This is a genomic window from Arthrobacter sp. K410C (genome assembly GCF_059090105.1).
Genome location: NZ_JBNHFJ010000013.1, coordinates 76,229 through 94,949 on the forward strand (window position 1 = coordinate 76,229; position 18,721 = coordinate 94,949).

General features: G+C 67.3%; 18 protein-coding genes. 17 read left to right on the plus strand and 1 reads right to left on the minus strand.

Annotation, left to right across the window (positions count from 1 at the left end):
* Positions 1 to 132: 132 nt before the first annotated feature.
* The 3 genes from hisS to AC5RU7_RS16590 all read left to right on the plus strand — a co-directional run bounded on the left by hisS (position 133) and on the right by AC5RU7_RS16590 (position 4,352).
* Positions 133 to 1,497, plus strand: coding sequence for a histidine--tRNA ligase (hisS, locus tag AC5RU7_RS16580; protein ID WP_494053157.1), 1,365 nt, complete (start codon positions 133 to 135; stop codon positions 1,495 to 1,497).
* 135 nt (positions 1,498 to 1,632) lie between these two features.
* Positions 1,633 to 3,435 (plus strand): aspartate--tRNA ligase, encoded by a 1,803-nt coding sequence (gene aspS / locus AC5RU7_RS16585; RefSeq protein ID WP_494053158.1) that lies wholly within the window; start codon positions 1,633 to 1,635, stop codon positions 3,433 to 3,435.
* Between the two features lie 146 nt (positions 3,436 to 3,581).
* Positions 3,582 to 4,352 carry a GNAT family N-acetyltransferase gene (locus tag AC5RU7_RS16590; protein ID WP_494053169.1) on the plus strand — a complete coding sequence of 257 codons (771 nt, stop codon included), beginning with the start codon at positions 3,582 to 3,584 and terminating at the stop codon, positions 4,350 to 4,352.
* Between the two features lie 11 nt (positions 4,353 to 4,363).
* Here AC5RU7_RS16590 and AC5RU7_RS16595 read toward each other — a convergent pair whose 3' ends face one another.
* Complete coding sequence (locus tag AC5RU7_RS16595; protein WP_494053159.1) at positions 4,364 to 5,038, minus strand: acVLRF1 family peptidyl-tRNA hydrolase; 675 nt, start codon at positions 5,036 to 5,038, stop codon at positions 4,364 to 4,366.
* Positions 5,039 to 5,102: 64 nt separating this feature from the next.
* On the opposite strand from AC5RU7_RS16595, the gene AC5RU7_RS16600 reads away from it, so the two are divergent.
* The 14 genes from AC5RU7_RS16600 (at position 5,103) to nusB (ending at position 18,580) form a co-directional block, all read left to right on the plus strand.
* Positions 5,103 to 6,533 carry a replication-associated recombination protein A gene (locus AC5RU7_RS16600; RefSeq protein ID WP_494053160.1) on the plus strand — a complete coding sequence of 477 codons (1,431 nt, stop codon included), beginning with the start codon at positions 5,103 to 5,105 and terminating at the stop codon, positions 6,531 to 6,533.
* Between the two features lie 170 nt (positions 6,534 to 6,703).
* Positions 6,704 to 7,330: a 30S ribosomal protein S4 gene (rpsD, locus tag AC5RU7_RS16605; protein WP_043454433.1), complete on the plus strand. Its 627-nt coding sequence runs from the start codon at positions 6,704 to 6,706 to the stop codon at positions 7,328 to 7,330.
* A 143-nt stretch (positions 7,331 to 7,473) separates the two neighbouring features.
* Positions 7,474 to 7,848, plus strand: coding sequence for a DUF948 domain-containing protein (locus tag AC5RU7_RS16610; RefSeq protein ID WP_079596215.1), 375 nt, complete (start codon positions 7,474 to 7,476; stop codon positions 7,846 to 7,848).
* A 17-nt stretch (positions 7,849 to 7,865) separates the two neighbouring features.
* Positions 7,866 to 8,093 (plus strand): DUF6167 family protein, encoded by a 228-nt coding sequence (locus AC5RU7_RS16615; protein WP_235046815.1) that lies wholly within the window; start codon positions 7,866 to 7,868, stop codon positions 8,091 to 8,093.
* A gap of 121 nt (positions 8,094 to 8,214) precedes the next feature.
* On the plus strand, positions 8,215 to 10,893 hold the full coding sequence (gene alaS / locus AC5RU7_RS16620) for an alanine--tRNA ligase (RefSeq protein ID WP_494053161.1): 2,679 nt from the start codon (positions 8,215 to 8,217) through the stop codon (positions 10,891 to 10,893).
* Between the two features lie 7 nt (positions 10,894 to 10,900).
* Positions 10,901 to 11,500 carry a Holliday junction resolvase RuvX gene (gene ruvX / locus AC5RU7_RS16625; protein ID WP_494053162.1) on the plus strand — a complete coding sequence of 200 codons (600 nt, stop codon included), beginning with the start codon at positions 10,901 to 10,903 and terminating at the stop codon, positions 11,498 to 11,500.
* On the plus strand, positions 11,497 to 13,176 hold the full coding sequence (gene mltG, locus AC5RU7_RS16630; RefSeq protein ID WP_494053163.1) for an endolytic transglycosylase MltG: 1,680 nt from the start codon (positions 11,497 to 11,499) through the stop codon (positions 13,174 to 13,176). Before ruvX ends, mltG begins: the two co-directional genes overlap by 4 nt.
* Positions 13,173 to 14,033 (plus strand): shikimate dehydrogenase, encoded by an 861-nt coding sequence (locus tag AC5RU7_RS16635; RefSeq protein ID WP_494053164.1) that lies wholly within the window; start codon positions 13,173 to 13,175, stop codon positions 14,031 to 14,033. The genes mltG and AC5RU7_RS16635 overlap by 4 nt, the downstream gene beginning before the upstream one ends.
* Before the next feature lie 26 nt (positions 14,034 to 14,059).
* Positions 14,060 to 15,259 (plus strand): chorismate synthase, encoded by a 1,200-nt coding sequence (gene aroC / locus AC5RU7_RS16640; protein ID WP_494053165.1) that lies wholly within the window; start codon positions 14,060 to 14,062, stop codon positions 15,257 to 15,259.
* Complete coding sequence (locus tag AC5RU7_RS16645) at positions 15,259 to 15,828, plus strand: shikimate kinase (protein WP_494009259.1); 570 nt, start codon at positions 15,259 to 15,261, stop codon at positions 15,826 to 15,828. The genes aroC and AC5RU7_RS16645 overlap by 1 nt, the downstream gene beginning before the upstream one ends.
* The gene (gene aroB, locus AC5RU7_RS16650; protein WP_494053166.1) at positions 15,825 to 16,916 is read left to right on the plus strand and encodes a 3-dehydroquinate synthase; all 1,092 of its coding nucleotides are present in this window, start codon (positions 15,825 to 15,827) and stop codon (positions 16,914 to 16,916) included. Before AC5RU7_RS16645 ends, aroB begins: the two co-directional genes overlap by 4 nt.
* On the plus strand, positions 16,916 to 17,434 hold the full coding sequence (locus AC5RU7_RS16655) for a tetratricopeptide repeat protein (protein ID WP_494053167.1): 519 nt from the start codon (positions 16,916 to 16,918) through the stop codon (positions 17,432 to 17,434). The genes aroB and AC5RU7_RS16655 overlap by 1 nt, the downstream gene beginning before the upstream one ends.
* Before the next feature lie 172 nt (positions 17,435 to 17,606).
* On the plus strand, positions 17,607 to 18,170 hold the full coding sequence (gene efp / locus AC5RU7_RS16660; RefSeq protein WP_043454411.1) for an elongation factor P: 564 nt from the start codon (positions 17,607 to 17,609) through the stop codon (positions 18,168 to 18,170).
* Positions 18,170 to 18,580, plus strand: coding sequence for a transcription antitermination factor NusB (nusB, locus tag AC5RU7_RS16665; RefSeq protein WP_133347200.1), 411 nt, complete (start codon positions 18,170 to 18,172; stop codon positions 18,578 to 18,580). The genes efp and nusB overlap by 1 nt, the downstream gene beginning before the upstream one ends.
* Positions 18,581 to 18,721: the final 141 nt, after the last annotated feature.

Consider the following 18,721-nt stretch of genomic DNA (forward strand, 5'->3'; position numbering starts at 1 on the left):
AGAGATGCACACCGATGACGCATAAACTGACTGCCGCACATAGTTTATGCATGACTGGCTGGACTGCCGCCGAACAGCGCCCGCATCGCGTGGCCTGCGGCCAGCATCCGGCGCATTAAGAGGAGAACTTCCATGGCACGCACCGCCTCCCTGTCCGGATTCCCCGAGTGGCTTCCCGAGGAGCGGCTGGTGGAACTTCATGTCCTGGACACGCTGCGGCGGGTTTTCGAGCTCCACGGCTTCGCCTCGATTGAGACCCGTGCCGTGGAAACCGTGGGGCAGCTGCTGCGCAAGGGCGAGATTGACAAGGAAGTGTACGGCCTCAGCCGCCTCCAGGAGGACGACAGCGACAACCCCGTCAAGGGTGGCAAAGCGGATCCGCACGCCCTGGCCCTGCACTTCGACCTCACTGTTCCGTTCGCCCGCTACGTGGTGGAAAACGCCGGCTACCTGGCCTTCCCGTTCCGGCGCTACCAGATCCAAAAGGTATGGCGCGGCGAGCGTCCGCAGGAGGGACGTGCCCGTGAATTCACGCAGGCTGATATCGACGTGGTGGGCGACGGCGAACTGCCATTCCGCTACGACGTCGAGATCGCCCTGGTGATCGCTGAAGCATTGAGCGCGCTCCCCATCCCCGACTTCCGGCTGCGGATCAACAACCGGAAGCTGGCTGAAGGCTTCTACCGCGGCATCGGCCTGGACGACACCGCCGGTGTCCTCCGCAGCATCGACAAGCTCGAGAAAATCGGGCCTGAGAAGGTGGCCGAGCTGCTCAAGTCCGAGCTGGGCGCCACCGATGAACAGGCACGGAAGGCACTGCAGCTGGCCGCAATCAGGACGGAGGACACCTCCTTCGTGGCCCAGGTGCGTGCCCTCGGCGTATCCAATGAGCTGCTGGATGAAGGGCTGGATGAGCTGCAGCAGGTCATCGACGCCGCAGTCCAGCGCGCCCCGGGCAAAGTGCTGGCAGACCTGAGCATCGCCCGCGGCCTGGACTACTACACCGGCACCGTGGTGGAGACCGTCCTGGTGGGCCACGAGCAGCTGGGTTCCATTTGCTCCGGCGGCCGGTACGACGCCCTCGCCTCCAAGGGCAACCGGAAGTTCCCCGGCGTCGGCCTGTCCATCGGCGTGACCCGGCTGGTGTCGCGCATCCTCAGCCAGGACCTGGCCAGGGCTTCACGCTCGGTTCCCACCGCCGTCCTTGTAGCCCTCACCTCCGACGACAGCTGGGGTGCCGCACAGGATGTTGCGGCCCAGCTGCGCAGCCGCGGCATTCCCACGGAGGTGGCGGCCAAGGCCGAGAAGTTCGGCAAGCAGATCAAGTTCGCCGACCGGCGCGGCATCCCCTTTGTTTGGTTCACGGACGACGACGGCACCCACCAGGTGAAGGACATCCGCACCGGCGAGCAGGTTGTGGCAGCCCCCGAAACCTGGATGCCGCCGTCGGAGGACCTTTCGGTGCAGGTGGCCAGCGCGGAGCCCGCTGCCGTTTAGCCGGATTGCCCGCAGCAGGGGCCGCCATGGGGCGGCGGCGCCTGTCCACCGGGTAAACTCGGACAGGACTGTTCCTGCAACGGTCCTTTTATATCTCCCACAGTTTTCCCCCTGATCTCTCTAGAAAGGCGTGCTGTGCTGCGCACACATGACCTCGGATCCCTTCGTTCCGAGCACATTGGACAAACCGTAACCCTGGCCGGCTGGGTGGGCCGCCGCCGTGATCACGGTGGCGTGGCATTCGTGGACCTGCGCGACGCCTCCGGCGTGGCCCAGGTGGTAGTCCGCGAGGAAGAGGTCTTCCACGGGCTGCGCAATGAGTACGTCCTGCAGGTCACCGGCACTGTTTCCAAGCGCCCCGAGGGCAACGAAAACCCGGCCCTGGCCACCGGCGACATTGAGGTCATGGCGGACAAGGTGGTCATCCTGAACACCTCGGACCCCCTGCCGTTCCAGATCGACGAGCACGTGGAAGTGGGCGAGGAAGCGCGCCTCAAGCACCGCTACCTGGACCTCCGCCGCCCCGGCCCCAGCCGCAACCTGCGGCTGCGCTCCGAAGCCAACCGGGTGGCCCGCGAACTGCTCCACCGGGACGGCTTCGTGGAGATTGAGACCCCTACCCTGACGCGTTCGACGCCGGAAGGCGCCCGCGACTTCCTGGTTCCGGCCCGCCTGGCGCCCGGTTCCTGGTATGCGCTGCCGCAGTCCCCGCAGCTGTTCAAGCAGCTGCTGCAGGTGGGCGGCTTCGAGAAGTACTACCAGATTGCCCGCTGCTACCGGGACGAGGACTTCCGCGCCGACCGCCAGCCGGAGTTCACCCAGCTGGACATCGAGGCGAGCTTCGTTGACCAGGACGACATCATCACCCTCGGCGAAAACATCGTCCAGGCCGTATGGCGCCTCATCGACGTCGAAATCCCCACGCCCATCCAGCGGATCACCTACGCGGACGCCATGGCCCGGTACGGCTCGGACAAGCCGGACCTGCGGTTCGGCCAGGAACTGACCGAGCTCACCGAGTTCTTCAAGGACACCAACTTCGGCGTGTTCAAGGCACCGTACGTCGGCGCCGTCGTCATGCCGGGCGGCGCCTCGCAGGCCCGCCGCGCCCTGGACGCCTGGCAGGAATGGGCCAAGCAGCGCGGCGCCAAGGGCCTGGCCTACGTCCTGTACAAGGAGGACGGCGAACTGGCAGGTCCGGTGGCCAAGAACCTGACGGACACCGAGCGCGCCGGCCTGGCCGACGCCGTCGGCGCCAAGCCGGGCGACTGCATCTTCTTCGCCGCCGGCGAGAAGACCCCGTCCCGCGCGCTCCTCGGCGCGGCACGGGTGGAGATCGGCCACCGCACCGGCCTGATCAACCCCACCGACTGGGCCTTCTGCTGGGTTGTCGACGCCCCCATGTTCGAACCGGCAGCCGCCGCGGTTGCTTCCGGCGACGTGGCAGTCGGCGCCGGACAGTGGACCGCCGTGCACCACGCCTTCACCTCGCCCAAGCCCGAGTTCCTTGACACCTTCGACAAAGACCCGGAGTCCGCGCTGTCCTACGCGTACGACATCGTGTGCAACGGCAACGAGATCGGCGGCGGTTCCATCCGTATCCACCAGCGTGACGTGCAGGAACGCGTCTTCGAACTGATGGGCCTGGACAAGGAGGACGCGCAGACCAAGTTCGGCTTCCTGCTCGAGGGCTTCAAGTACGGCGCCCCTCCGCACGGCGGCATTGCCTTCGGCTGGGACCGCGTTGTCTCCCTCCTGGCGGGCGTGGATTCGATCCGCGACGTCATCGCGTTCCCGAAGTCCGGCGGCGGCCACGATCCGCTGACCGACGCACCGGCCCCGATCACGCCGCAGCAGCGCAAGGAAGCCGGCGTGGACTTCAAGCCCGAGGCGGTTAAGCCGGTTGAGGCCAAGAAGGCCGAAGCAATCGCGAAGTAAGCAGGAACAAGCTGCATGACAGGAGGCTTCCCGGCCGTGCCGGGGAGCCTCCTGCCGTTGATGAAGGAGGTCCGGTGGCCACTGGCGGGACCGGCATAAAACCAGCGCCGGCAGTAGGTGATGCTGCCTGGGACGTTGAGGCAGCAATGGACGCCGCCTGGCCTGCCCCGGAACGGCACCAGGCCGGCGGCTGGGTGTTCCGTGCCGCCGGCGGGGTCACCCAGCGGGCAAACTCAATCTGGCCGCGGAATCCTGGCGGTACTGAAGCGCCGCCGGTGCTGTTGCGGGACGCGCGCGCCTGGTACCGCTCACGGCGGCTGCCGGTGATCTTCCAGGTGCCCGCCGGCGCCCGGACGGCCACGCTCAACGAGCTCCTCGACTCCGAAGGGTTCACCCGGCAGTCCGAGACGCTGGTCATGACCCGCGGTCCCCTGCCCGATGCCGCCACGGCGGATGCTTCGGTGGAGATCCGCAACGAGCCGTCGGCCGACTGGCTGAAGGTGTGGTGGGCGGTGGACGGACGGGGCGGCGCGGATGCCCTCGCGACCGCCAGGGACATCCTCAAGGGCTGCCCTTCCCTGTACGCGCTGGTGAGGGACGACGCCGGCCGGCCGGCCGCCGTCGGACGCCTCGCCATTCCCGGCGGGGACGCAGCGCAGCGGGGCGGGGACACAGCGCAGCGGGGCGGCATCTACTGCATGGCCACGCTGCCGGACGCACGCCGGCGCGGCTATGGCACCAGCGTCCTGCGCGCGCTGCTCAACGCCGGTTCCGCACAGGGGCTGGATGGCTACTGGCTGCTGGTGACCGCCGCAAACCGGTCCGCCCAGGAGCTTTACGCCCGGGCCGGTTTCCGGGAGGCCGGCCGCTACCTGTACCGGCAGGAACGGCCGCGGCGCGCACCGACGGGCTGCTGAGCAGGGATCCGCTAGGAGGACGGGGTGTCGGCTACCTGCACCCGGACAGAGCAGGCGTCCGCGGCAGCTTTCTTCAGTACAGCCAGCCGCGGTTCGGGGACGTCGAGGTAGGGCAGCCGGGGCAGGCGCGCATAGTCCTTCAAAGCCGGATGCCCGAGGACCAGGTCAGCCAGGGCCCGGTCACCGCCGGGGACCACGTACTCGAAGGCTTCCCGGCTGAACACCTCCGCCGCCTGATGCGCCACCGCTTCCACCAGCGCATCCGCCTGGTTGGCCCGGCGCCGGGCAAACCTCTGCTGGGACTGGCCCCCGGCGGCCGTCTTGCCCTGGACGTACCGCGTTCCCGCCTTGGCGGCCAGCAGTTCCCCTTCCGCGGCGACGCCGATGCCGTAGCCGCCGCGCCTGACCAGGAGCAGGCCAAGCCGCCGCGGCTGGGCCGCGAGGCTGGCCAGCCGTTCGAGGGCGTCGGTGCCCCGGCCGGGCCGCCCGTCCGCCGGCCAGGGTGCCTGCAGCAGCGCGGAGGCGCCGTCGCCGGCGACCAGCCGCAGCCCGTCGTCGTCATCCGAGAGGCCGTACCCGCCGTGCGAGGCAGCAAACCGCTCGGCCCAGCCGGCAAGGCGGCTGCCCGGCACGAATGCCGTCCGGACAGACTGTGGCCGGACGCCGGGGGATTTCGGTTGGGTCATGGCGGCATCCTTCGGAAGCTGGCTGGCGGCGGGAAAGCCGGACGAGTCCAAGTAGCCTATCTATGTGGAAGATCTCTTCGGGCACGGGCCGGGCAATGACGACGACGGCGACGACGGTGCGCCAGCCGCCCGCCGGAGTGCCGGGGGAGCGGGCAGTGCCTCCCCGCGCGGTCCGCTCGCGGTCCGGATGCGTCCGCGCACCCTCGATGAGGTGGTTGGCCAGCAGCACCTCCTGGGCCAGGGCTCACCCCTCCGCCAGCTCGCTGCCGGAGCCGGAGCGGACACGTCCGGCCCCGCCGGACCCAGTTCATTAATACTTTGGGGGCCGCCGGGCACGGGAAAAACCACCCTGGCGCACGTCATCGCCCGCGGTCCGGGCCGGAAGTTCGTTGAGCTGTCAGCCATCACCGCCGGAGTCAAGGACGTCCGCCGGGTGATGGACGAGGCCCTCACCGCCCGCGACCTCTACAAGACCACCACTGTCCTGTTCCTGGACGAGATCCACCGCTTCAACAAGGCCCAGCAGGACGCGCTGCTTCCCGGCGTCGAAAACCGCTGGGTGGTCCTGGTGGCCGCCACCACGGAAAACCCGTCGTTCTCGGTAGTGTCCCCGCTGCTGTCACGCTCCCTGCTGCTGACCCTCAAACCGCTCACTGACGCGGACATCGAAGGGCTCCTGGTCCGGGCGGTGCAGGATGCGCGCGGCCTCGACGGCAAGGCCGAACTCGATGACGAGTCGCTGGCCCACCTGGTCCGGCTTTCCGGCGGCGACGCCCGGCGCGCACTGACCGCCCTGGAAGCGGCTGCAGGCGTGGCTTTCGGGGACGCCGATGACGCCGCAGGTGCCGATGCCGGCCCGGTGAGGGTGGAACTCAAGCACACCGAGCGGGCCCTGGACGTGGCAGCCGTCCGCTACGACCGTGCCGGGGACCAGCACTACGACGTCGCCAGCGCCTTCATCAAATCCATCAGGGGGTCCGACGTCGACGCCGCGCTGCACTACCTGGCCCGGATGCTCGAGGCGGGGGAGGACCCGCGCTTCGTGGCCCGCCGGATCGTGATCTCCGCTGCCGAGGACGTGGGCATGGCCGATCCCACCGCGCTGCAGACAGCCGTCGCCGCGGCGCAGGCGGTCCAGCTCATCGGCATGCCCGAAGGCAGGATCATCCTGGCGGAGGCGGTGGTGCACCTGGCCACGGCGCCGAAGTCCAACGCCGCCTACATGGGCATCAACCAGGCCATCGCCGACGTCCGTGCCGGCATGGGCAACGGCATCCCGGCGCACCTGCGCGACTCGCACTACCCCGGTTCCAAGCAGCTGGGCCACGGCCTGGGCTACAAATACGCCCATGATGCCCCGCATGCGGTAGCAACCCAGCAGTACCCGCCGGACGACCTGGTGGGGAAGGACTACTACCGGCCTACGGGCAACGGCGCCGAGCGGGACATCGCGGTGCGGCTGGAGCGCCTGCGGAGGATTGTCCGGGGGAAGTAGCCCCATGGTAGGATGGATGTTTGTCTGGCAAGGCACGGACGCACAATCCCCTTGAATTTCCTTCGAGCTGGTTATGCCCTGTGCCCAGTAGCAAAAGGCAGCGGTTGGCCGATGCTCTCCATCGTGGAGGCCAGTAACACTGACACACCGCAGATATTGGAAGGACACAAGTGGCTAACAACACTCGTGCTCGCCGTCAGGCCCGCCTCTCGCGGTCCCTCGGCATCGCTCTGACCCCCAAGGCCGCCAAGTACATGGAGCGCCGCCCGTACGGCCCCGGTGAGCATGGCCGTGCCCGCAAGAAGCAGGACTCCGACTACGCCGTACGTCTGCGCGAAAAGCAGCGCCTGCGCGCCCAGTACGGCATCCGCGAAGCACAGATGACCCGTGCCTTCGAAGAAGCCCGCCGCACCAAGGGCCTGACCGGTGAGAACCTCATCGAACTGCTCGAAATGCGCCTTGACGCCCTGGTCCTGCGTGCCGGCTTCGCCCGCACCATCGCCCAGGCCCGCCAGCTGGTTGTGCACCGCCACATCATGGTTGACGGCATCCGCGTGGACCGTCCGTCGTTCCGCGTCGGCGAGGGCCAGCTGGTCCACGTCCACAGCCGCAGCGAAACCATGGTTCCGCTCCAGGTTGCAGCAGCCGGCGCCCACCGCGACGTCCTGCCTGCCGTCCCCGCTTACCTGGACGTCAAGCTCGAGGCACTGCAGGCCCGCCTGGTCCGCCGCCCCAAGCGCTCCGAAATCCCGGTGACCTGCGAAGAGCAGCTCGTCGTCGAATTCTACGCACGCTAATCCCAGCAGCGTATCCAAAGAAGCCCGTGGCAAGCGCCGCGGGCTTCTTTGTATGTAAGGTACTTGGGGGACATCTGCAAGAACGCGCTTCCTGGGCGCGCGCAGGATGGACCAAACCACAGAATTCGAGGAGATGAACGTCTATGTCTGGTGGCGATATCGCCGGCCTGATCGCTGCCGGGGTATTTGCGCTCCTGGTGCTGCTGCTCGCCGTGCCCATCCTGAAGCTGGGGAAGGTGTTTGACGAGGTGCGGACGGCCATCAGGTCCATCAGCGACGGCGCCACGCCCCTGATGGACGAGGTCACCGCCACGGTTTCCACCACCAACCAGCAGCTCAAGAAGGTTGACGGGATTTCCTCCAACGTCTCCGACGCGTCCGCGAACCTCTCCGCGCTGTCCTCCCTGGTTGCCGCCACGGTAGGGTCACCGCTCATCAAGGTGGCGGCGTTCAGCTACGGCGTGCGCACCGCGCTGGCCAACCGCAAGAAGCCCGCAGCCGGCCGCCGCAGCCGCTAAGTCCCGAAAGAACCAAAATGAAACGACTTGTCTGGATGGGAATCGGCGTGGCGATCGGAATCATCGCCTTCCGCAAAGTAAGCGAGGCGCAGTCCAGCCTGGGGCCGGAAGGCCTCAACCGGGCGGTGGGCCGGCTCGCTGACGGCGTGTACGAATTCGCCGACGCCGTCCGGGACGGCATGCGCGAACGGGAAACGGACCTTCGCGCCGCCCTGGGCGTCGAGGCGGAAGCCGCCCGCCACTGACCGGCAGGCCCCCAGCCTTTGCCGGCCGGAACAACACCGGCAGGATCCGTCCCCGGACTCCTGCCAACTGAACGAACTATCCGCGCGGGTGCGCGGACCAAGAAGGGTAAGTAAACAGCTCATGAAGTCGCAGGAGATCACAAAGCGCTGGGTGGACTTTTTTGTCAGCAAGGGCCACACGGCGGTTCCCTCCGCGTCGCTGGTCTCCAGCGACCCCTCGCTGCTGTTCACGGTTGCCGGCATGGTGCCGTTCATTCCCTACCTCACTGCCCGGGAAGAAGCCCCCTATTCCCGCGCCACCAGCGTGCAGAAGTGCATCCGCACCGGCGATATCGAGGAAGTGGGCAAGACCGCCCGGCACGGCACGTTCTTCCAGATGTGCGGCAACTTCTCCTTCGGCGACTACTTCAAGGAAGACGCCATCAAGTACGCCTGGGAACTGCTCACCAGCAGCGTTGCCGACGGCGGATACGGCCTCGAGGCCGAGCGTCTCTGGGTCACGGTCTACGAGGAGGACGACGAAGCGAAGGACCTGTGGCTGAAGAACACGGGTGTCCCCGCCGAGCGCATCCAGAAGATGGGCAAGTCGGACAACTACTGGCACACCGGCCAGCCGGGCCCCGCAGGCCCCTGCTCGGAGATCTACTACGACCGCGGCCCCGCCTACGGGGTGGAGGGCGGTCCCGAAGCGGACGACAACCGCTACGTCGAGATCTGGAACCTCGTGTTCATGCAGTACCAGATCGATAACGTCCGCTCGAAGGTGGATTTCGACATCGTTGCCGACCTGCCGAAGAAGAACATTGACACCGGCCTGGGCATGGAACGCCTGTCGATGATCCTGCAGGGCGTCGAGAACATGTACGAGACCGACCAGGTCCGTCCCGTCATCGACAAGGCTGCCGGGCTGTCCGGCAAGGAATACACCTCCGCCGAGTCCGACGACGATCCGCACCACACGGACGACGTCCGCATGCGCGTGGTGGCCGACCACATCCGGTCAGCCCTCATGCTGATCGCCGACGGCGTGGTCCCGTCCAACGAGGGACGCGGCTATGTCCTGCGCCGTCTCATCCGCCGCGCCGTGCGTGCCATGCGGCTCCTCGGCGTTGAGCAGGCCTGCCTGCCTGACCTCCTGCCCGCGTCCCGCGACGCGATGAAGGGCGTCTACCCGGTGGTGGAGACCGACTTCGACCGGATCAGCCGGATCGCTTACGCCGAAGAGAAGGCCTTCCTGCGCACCATCGCCTCCGGCACCGCTCGGCTTGAGGAAGCCGTGGTGGCTTCCAAGGCCGCCGGCAAGCCGCTGTCCGGCGAGGACGCCTTCACCCTGCACGACACCTATGGCTTCCCGATCGACCTGACGCTGGAAATGGCCGAGGAAGCCGGGCTGAAGGTTGACGAGGCCGAATTCCGCAGCCTCATGCAGGAACAGCGCAAGCGCGCCCAGGCGGACGCCAAGGCCAAGAAGGGCGGGCACGCGGACATCTCCGCGTTCCAGGAACTGCTGGGCGAAGGCGAAACGGTGTTCACCGGCTACACCGAGCTCGACGGCGAGTCCCGGGTCCGCGGCATCATCCATGGCGGGCAGCGGGTGGCCCACGCAGCCACCGGCGACGAGATCGAGCTCGTGCTCAGCGAGACGCCCTTCTACGCCGAAGCCGGCGGCCAGGCCGCCGATACCGGCCTGATCACCGGTGACGGTTTCGTCGTCGAGGTCCTCGATGTCCAGCGCCCCGTCAAGGGACTGAGCGTGCACAAGGCGATCGTCCGCGAGGGCGAGATTCCGGCTGACGCGCTGGTGCGCGCCGCCGTCGACCGTGAACGCCGCCATGCAGCAGAGCAGGCGCACACGGCAACGCACATCGTGCACGCCGCCCTGCACCAGATCCTGGGGCCCGAAGCCACCCAGCGCGGATCCTTCAACAAGGCCGGCTACCTGCGCTTCGACTTCGCCTGGGGCGAAGGCCTGAGCCCCGCCACCCGGTCCGAAGTCGAGGAAGTTTCCAACCTCGCCATCCGCAACAACTATGCGGTGGAAACCAAGGTGATGGCGCTGGCAGAAGCCAAGGCCATGGGTGCCATGGCGCTCTTCGGCGAGAACTACGGCAGTGAAGTCCGCGTGGTGGAGATCGACGGCGCCTGGTCCCGCGAACTCTGCGGCGGCACCCACGTTGCCAACACCTCGCTGATTGGCAGCCTCTCCCTGCTCGGCGAACAGTCCGTGGGTTCGGGAAACCGCCGCGTGGAGGCTTTCGTGGGCATGGACGCGTTCCGGCACCTCGCCGCAGAGCGGGCGCTGGTGACGGAACTCACCGAAATGCTGAAGGTGCCCTCCGGGCAGCTGGCTGACCGGATCGCCGCCACCCTCGCCAAGCTCAAGGCGACCGAGAAGGAACTGGAGCGCCTGCGCAAGGAGCAGCTGGCGGCAGCCGCAGCCCAGCTGGTCGGCAGCGCCCGGGACGCCGCCGGTGTCAGCGTGATCGCCCACGATGCTGGCACGGTCAGCGGCGCGGACGACCTGCGCGGCCTGGCCCTGGACCTGCGGAACCGCCTGGGCTCCGCAGCGGCCACCGTGGCCGTGGCGGGCGTGGCCAACGACCGCCCCGTCATCCTGGTGGCCACCAATGAAGCAGCGCGCGACGCCGGCGTGAAAGCAGGTGCCCTGGTGCGCCTCGCTGCCGGGATCCTTGGCGGTGGCGGCGGCGGCAAGGACGACGTCGCCCAGGGCGGCGGAACGGACGCCGGCAAGGTGGGTGCCGCCCTGGCAGCCGTCGTCGACGCCGTCGAACGGCGCTAACCCTGCCATGACCAATCCTGCAGCTGCCGGCGGCTACCCCCAGGGCGTGAAACTGGGGGTGGACGTCGGCACCGTCCGGGTCGGGGTGGCCATCTGCGACCGCGACTCGATCCTCGCCACGCCCTACAAGACGCTGGACCGGAACCCGAAAAAGAACTCCGACGTCAAGTTCATCGCCAGGCTGGTTGAGGAGCTCGGTGCCGTCCAGGTCATCGTCGGGCTGCCCAGGACCATGAAAGGCGAGGAACACTCGTCCGCACGGATGGCCGGCGACTACGCGGAACTGCTGGTTGCCGAGCTGGCAGCCCGCAGCCTGGAGGTGCCGGTCAACCTCGTGGATGAGCGGCTCAGCAGCGTGACGGCCCACCGCAACCTGCACGAAGCTGGCATGAGCAGCAGGAATCACCGTAAAGTAGTGGATCAGGTCGCGGCGGCAGGGATTCTCCAGCACGCCATCGACATGCAGAAAGCCAGGGGAGCGGATGTCGGCTCACGCGTGACAGCGCCATCCCTGTCCGTGGACCAGAGTGCCGGCGGGGTGGACGAGTCCGTCCCCGGCACTCCGGGGGACACGGCCCGATTTTCAGATAATGGAAGGCAACAGTGAGCCCTGCCAACATTGACGATGCTTCCGGCCCGCTTGACGGCGGGACGGGGAGGCCCCTGACGCGCAAGGAAATCCGGGCGCGGGAAAAGAGCCTCAACACCGGCGGCCAGGGCATTGTTCCCGAGCAGGCTTATGAGACCGGGCATGACGTTCCGCCACCACCCGCCGGGCCGCCCGCGGTTCCTGCGCCGGCCGCTCCGGTGCAAACAGCGGACCCTGCCCCGGTTAACGAGCCGGTCCCGGCTCCTCCCATGATGCCCCCGTCCATCCAGGATGCCGGTCCAGCTGAGCACAATGACGCTGTTCAGCACGAGGACGGGGTGCACGCCGTCCATGAGGAGCCCGCGCTGGTGGGCCAGCAGCATGCCCCTGCAACCCAGCACCTGAACCAGGTCCATCTTCCCGCGCACACCTACCGGGAAGAGCAGGGCTACCGGGACGACCTGGACCACGGGCAGGCCTACCACGACGAGGCTTACCACCATGGGGTCCACCCCGACGACGCCCACCACGGAATCCACCACGACGCCGGGCATCACCACGACGCGCACCACGACGACGGCGGCCACCATGGACTCCTGGCCGGCTCCACGGCGGCGCAGGTAGTGGCCAGGCCCTCCAAGAAGGTCCGGCGCCGGCGCAGGCTGCTGGCACTCTTCCTCACCCTTGCCGTTTTCGTTACGGCCGTGGCTGTCGGTGCACAGTTCCTCAAACCGCTCCTCGGCAGCGGCAAGCCCAGCGACTTCCCTGGCCCGGGAACGGGAGAAGTCCAGGTAACCGTGGAGAACGGCGAAGGCACCCGCTCCGTCGCGGCGGACCTTGAAAACAAGGGAGTGGTGGCCAACGCAGACACCTTCCTGCAGGCGTTCGCGTCCTCGGGGGGAACCCTGTCGCCCGGTGACTACACCTTCAGGTCCGAAATGAAGAACAGCGACGCCGTGGACGTCCTCCTCGGCCAGGACAAGGCCAAGGTCATTTACTTCGCCCTGAGCGCGGGGCTGCGCGTCAACGAATCCCTGGAGGCGATCTCCGAGGGGTCGGGGATCTCTATCCAGGATCTGCAGGCACTCAGCAACCAGCCCGCGCAGTTCGGCCTCCCCGCCAATGCCAAGAACCTGGAAGGCTACCTGGCGCCGGGAGAGCACCGTTTCCCCCTTGGCACCCCGGCGAAGGACATCCTCCAGGCGCTCGTCAACATCACCGTCGATGAACTGAAGTCCCAGGGAATCACCGATCCGGCGAAACAGTACGAAGCCGTGATTGTGGCCAGCATCGTCCAGGCCGAGGGCGGCCAGGCCGAGTACGGCGACGTGGCCGGTGCCATCTACAACCGGCTGAAGCCCAACGACCAGACCAACGGCTACCTCCAGGTGGACTCCGCCGTTACCTACGGCCTGGGCACCAAGAGCTACAACTTCACCGACGAACAGCGCCAGGACAAGTCCAACCCCTACAACACCTACGCCAACCCGGGACTGCCCCCAGGCCCTATCGGTTCGCCGGGCAAGACTGCCATCGACGCCGCAGCGAAGCCTAAGACCAATGACTACCTGTACTGGGTGACCATCAACCTGGACACCAAGGAGACCAAGTTCTCCCGCACGCTGGCGGAGCACAACGTCTTCGTTGAGCAGTACAACGCGTGGTGCATGGCCAACGTGGGCCGCTGCGCATGAGCCTGCGGGCTGCCGTCCTCGGCCACCCGATCAACCACTCGAAATCACCGGCGCTGCACCACGCGGCCTACACCCGGCTGGGGATCGGGATCAGCTACACGGCCATCGACGTCACGGAAGAGCTGCTGCCATCGCTGATGCGGCAGATCCGCGACCAGCCGGGCTGGCGCGGGCTGTCGGTCACCATGCCGCTCAAGACAGCCATGCTCAACGAGGTGGACGAGGTCCGCGGCGTGGCCCGGACGCTCGGCGTGGTCAACACGGTGTCCTTTGAGGAGCACGACGCCGGCCGGAAGATGGTGGGATTCAACACCGATGTTGCCGGGATCGTCAACGCCCTGCGGCACGCCGGGACGGGGACAGCTCCCGCCGCCGTCGTCCTCGGCGGCGGGGGAACAGCGGCCTCTGCCATCGCGGCGCTGAAGGAACTCGGGACGGACCACGTCCAGCTCTTCGTCCGTGACACCTCCAGGACCGGGGAGGTCCGCTCCGCCGCCGCAAGCCTGGGCGTGGACCTGGACATCCGCCGCCTGGCGGACGCGGCGCACCCCACGGCCGCCGCCGACGTCGTCATCTCCACCCTGCCGCCGCGGGCCGCGGACGGGCTGGCAGCCGAAATAGCGGAGCTGAAAACAACCACCCCCGGCGTGCTGCTGGATGTTGCCTACGACCCCTGGCCCAGCCTGGTGGCCTCCGTGTGGCAGGCGGGCGGCGGCGCTGTGGTGCCCGGCCTGGAGATGCTGCTGTACCAGGCGGTGGAACAGGTACGCCTTTTCACCCGCCGCGGCGATGACGTCAATGCGGCCGTCATAGATGTGATGTGCGCCTCAGTCGGCCTTCCCCGACGGGCTTTGTAACCGCCCCCCGTGGCAGGATGGAAGATATGTTGCGTTGGTTGACTGCCGGTGAATCCCATGGTCCGGCTCTGATGGGAATTATTGAAGGCGTCCCCGCCGGTGTGGAAATCACCAGCGGGCACATCGCAGACTCCTTGGCACGCCGCCGCCTGGGCTACGGCCGCGGCGCGCGCATGAAGTTCGAGCAGGACGTTGTGACCATCCTCGGCGGCGTCCGCCACGGCATCACCCAGGGCGGTCCCGTTGCCATCCAGGTGGGGAACACCGAATGGCCCAAGTGGGAGCAGATCATGTCCGCGGACCCCGTGGACCCCGAACTGCTCGCCGACCAGGCCCGCAACGCCCCCCTCACCCGCCCCCGCCCGGGGCACGCCGACTTCACCGGCATGCAGAAGTACGGCTTCGACGAGGCGCGTCCCGTGCTGGAGCGCGCAAGTGCCCGCGAAACCGCCACGCGTGTTGCCATGGGCACCGTGGCCGCAAGGTTCCTCAAGCACCTCGGGATCGAACTGGTCAGCCACACCGTGTCCATCGCCAGCGTGACCGTTCCGGAAGGCCGGCCGCTGCCTGTCCCCGCCGACGTCATTGCCCTTGACGCCGATCCGCTGCGCTGCTTCGACCGCGAAACGTCGGACGCCATGGTGGCCGAGGTGGACGCCGCCCACAAGGAAGGCGAAACCCTTGGCGGCGTAGTGGAGGTGCTTGCCTACGGCCTTCCCCCGGGACTGGGCAGCTACGTGCACTGGGACCGCCGCCTCGACTCCCGGCTCGCCGCCGCCCTGATGGGCATCCAGGCCATCAAGGGAGTGGAGGTCGGTGACGGATTCCGCACCGCTGCGCGCCGCGGTTCTGCCGCCCACGACGAGATCGTCCGCGACGATGCCGGCCGCATCGTCCGTGCGAGCAACCGCGCCGGGGGTATTGAGGGCGGCATGAGCATCGGCGACGTCCTGCGCGTCCGCGCTGCCATGAAGCCGATTGCAACCGTACCCCGTGCCCTGAAGACCATCGACGTCAGCACCGGCGAGCCCGCGAAGGCGCACCACCAGCGCTCCGACGTCTGTGCCGTCCCCGCAGCCGGCGTGGTGGCCGAGGCCATGGTGGCCCTGGTCCTCGCTGAAGCCGTCACGGAGAAGTTCGGCGGCGACTCTGTTGCTGAGACCGCCCGCAACATCAAGGGTTACCTGGACAGCATTCCGGCGTCCCTGGACTCGATCGGCCAGTAGTGCCGCAGCGTAGCAATACAGGTCCTGTCGGCGACCGGCCGATTGTCCTGATCGGTCCCATGGCCGTGGGCAAATCCGCGATCGGGCAGCAACTGGCGCAGCAGCTCCATGTCCCGTTCGTCGACACCGACGCCGTCATCGTTGCCGGGCACGGCTCCATCGCCGAGATCTTCGCCGGCCGCGGCGAGCATGCCTTCAGGGAAATCGAAGCCCGGACTGTCGCCTCCGCCGTAGAAGCGGCGGAAGGGACCGCAACGGTGATTTCGCTCGGCGGCGGTGCAGTCCTGGATTCCGGAACCCAGCAGCTGATCGGCCGCTGCACCGTGGTGTACCTCGAGTGCGACGCCGAAACTGTCGCCAGCCGCATTGCCCGAAACTCCGGGCGTCCGCTGCTGGCCGGGGACGCCCTGGGCCGCTGGACGGCCCTGTTCGCCACCCGCAAGCCTGTTTACGAACGGCTTGCAGATATCACCCTGGACGTTCGTCACGGCACTGTTGCCGAGCTTGGCGAACGGCTCGAAGCAGCACTGCGGAACTACGCAGCTGCCAAACAGGAAGTTGAACAGTGAACGCTTCATCAACAGTGATCAAAGTCACCGGTGAGTCCGCCGCCAACAATTACGACGTCGTCGTGGGGCGGGGCCTGCTCGGTGAACTTCCCGGGCGGCTGGGTGAGCGGGTCCGCCGCGTGCTGGTCATCCATCCGCGTGCCCTGCGGCTCACCGGCGACACGGTGCGTGACGAACTGGCCGCCGCCGGTTTCACCGCCCTGACGGCCGAGATCCCGGACGCGGAAGAGGGCAAGCACATCCAGGTTGCCGCTTTCTGCTGGCAGGTCCTTGGGCAGAACGATTTCACGCGCTCCGACGCCATTGTCGCCGTCGGGGGCGGTGCGGTGACGGACTTGGCCGGCTTTGTGGCTGCCACCTGGCTGCGCGGTGTGAAGGTCATCCACATGCCCACCAGCCTGCTGGGTATGGTGGACGCCGCCGTGGGTGGAAAGACCGGCATCAACACCGCGGAAGGCAAGAACCTGGTGGGCGCCTTCCACCCGCCGGCAGCGGTCCTGGCCGACCTGGACACGCTGGACACCCTGCCCAGGAACGAAATCATTTCGGGCATGGCTGAGGTCATCAAATGCGGTTTCATCGCCGACCCCGCAATCCTGGATCTGGTGGAAAAGGACACCGCGGCTGTTACCGACCCGCACTCCGAGGCCATCCGGGAACTGATCGAACGGGCCATTACCGTCAAGGCAAAAGTGGTGTCGGAGGACCTGAAGGAGTCCGGGCTGCGTGAAATCCTCAACTACGGGCATACCCTGGGCCACGCCATCGAACTGGTGGAACGCTACTCCTGGCGGCACGGCGCGGCCGTGTCCGTGGGCATGATGTTCGCCGCCGAACTGGCCCGCAGCGTGGGACGCCTCAGTGACGCCGACGCCGACCGGCACCGCACCATCCTGGAAGGGCTGGGCCTGCCCGTTACCTACCGCCGCGACCGTTGGCAGGGCCTGCTGGACGGCATGCGCCGGGACAAGAAATCGCGCGGTGACCTGCTGCGGTTCGTCGTGCTCGACGGCGTGGCGAAGCCGGGGATCCTGGACGTGCCGGATACCTCCCTCCTGTTCGCCGCCTACCAGGAGATTGCTTCCTGATGGCGGGCGACATGACGGGAACATCCGACTGGCCGGAGACCGGCTTTCCGGGGATCAGGATCGATCCGGAAACACTGCTGCCTGCCATCGTGAACGAGGATGCCTGCCGCGAAGCACTGGCCGCGTCCACCGACCCCGCGGACCATATCTTCGTCCTGCTGGTGGAAGGCCACGCCGCCGAGGCTGCCGAACTCCTGGCCGAAGCACGGTTCCGGGATCCGGAGTCCTTCCGGCTGCGCGCGTTCGAAGCTGAAGTGCTCCGGGTCTCCAACCGCCCGGACCGTGCGGTGGAACTCTTCCGCCAGCTCCTCAGCGAGGTGCAGGGAACACCGCGCGAAGCCCTCGTGCTGCAGTTCCTGGGCAAGACCCAGTACAGCGCCGGCCAGACGTCCGCGGCGGTGGAATCCTTTGCCCGTGCACTCGACCTGCGGGTGGCGGAGTCGGCTGACGCGGCCCTGATCTACTCGTCCACGGTGGCCCTCCAGCGGGCACGGGACGTCCTGGAACTGGCCTGCTGAACTGCCCCCGCCCTGCTCCGGGAAACCGGCCAGCGGATTACCGGTAGAATGGTTCTTGGATTTTTCCGAACCGCGCGATTTTTGACAAACACGCGCCGGCGGGCCACCTGGCTTGCCCGGCCGGCATAGAACGTCTGACCATCCAGCCAGACAGAGAAACCAGAGGAAACCAGTGGCAACCACTAACGACATCAAGAACGGAACGGTCCTTAAGCTCGAGGGCCAGCTCTGGAACGTCATCGAATTCCAGCACGTCAAGCCGGGCAAGGGTGGCGCCTTCGTGCGGACCAAGATGCGGAACGTGATGTCCGGCAAGGTTGTGGACAAGACGTTCAACGCCGGCCTCAAGATCGAGACCGCCACCGTGGACCGCCGCGATTACCAGTACCTCTACCAGGACGGTGCTGACTTCGTGTTCATGGACACCTCCGACTACGACCAGATCACGGTCTCCGGTGCCACCGTGGGCGACGCCACCAACTTCATGCTCGAAAACCAGATGGTCAACATCGCCATCCACGACGGCACCCCGCTGTACATCGAACTGCCGCCGAGCGTCGTGCTGGAAATCACCTACACCGAGCCGGGCCTGCAGGGCGACCGCTCCTCGGCAGGCACCAAGCCCGCCACGCTGGAAACCGGCTACGAGATCCAGGTCCCGCTCTTCATCGAGAACAACACCAAGGTCAAGGTGGACACCCGCGACGGCAGCTACCTCGGCCGGGTCACTGAGTAGTGAGCGCACGCGGTAAAGCCCGCAGCAGGGCACTGGATGTTCTTTTCGAGGCCGAGCAGCGCTCTGTCTCACCCTTCGACGTCCTGCGGGCGCGCCGGGAAAAGACGGACCAGATCGTCAATCCGTACACCGTGGAAATCGTCGAGGGCGTGGTGTCCCAGCAGGCCGCGATCGATGAGTTCCTGGAGACCTATTCCCAGGGCTGGAGCCTGGAACGGATGCCGTCCGTGGACCGGGCCATCCTGCGGATCGGCACCTGGGAGCTGCTCTACAACGACGACGTGCCGGATGGCGTGGCGGTCAGCGAAGCCGTGGCGCTTGCCAAGACGCTGTCCACCGACGAGTCGCCCCAGTTCATCAACGGACTCCTGGGCCGCCTGCAGCAGCTGAAGCCGTCGCTGCTTGCCTAGCAGCAGCGCCGGGCGAAACATGCCGGAAGGGCCGGCTCCCACGATTGAACTGGTCCCCAAAAGTTGGACTCGTGAATGTGCGAGGAGTCCACTTTAGCGTCCAGTGATCCGGTACTTCTCAGGAAAGCGCTCCGTCCCATT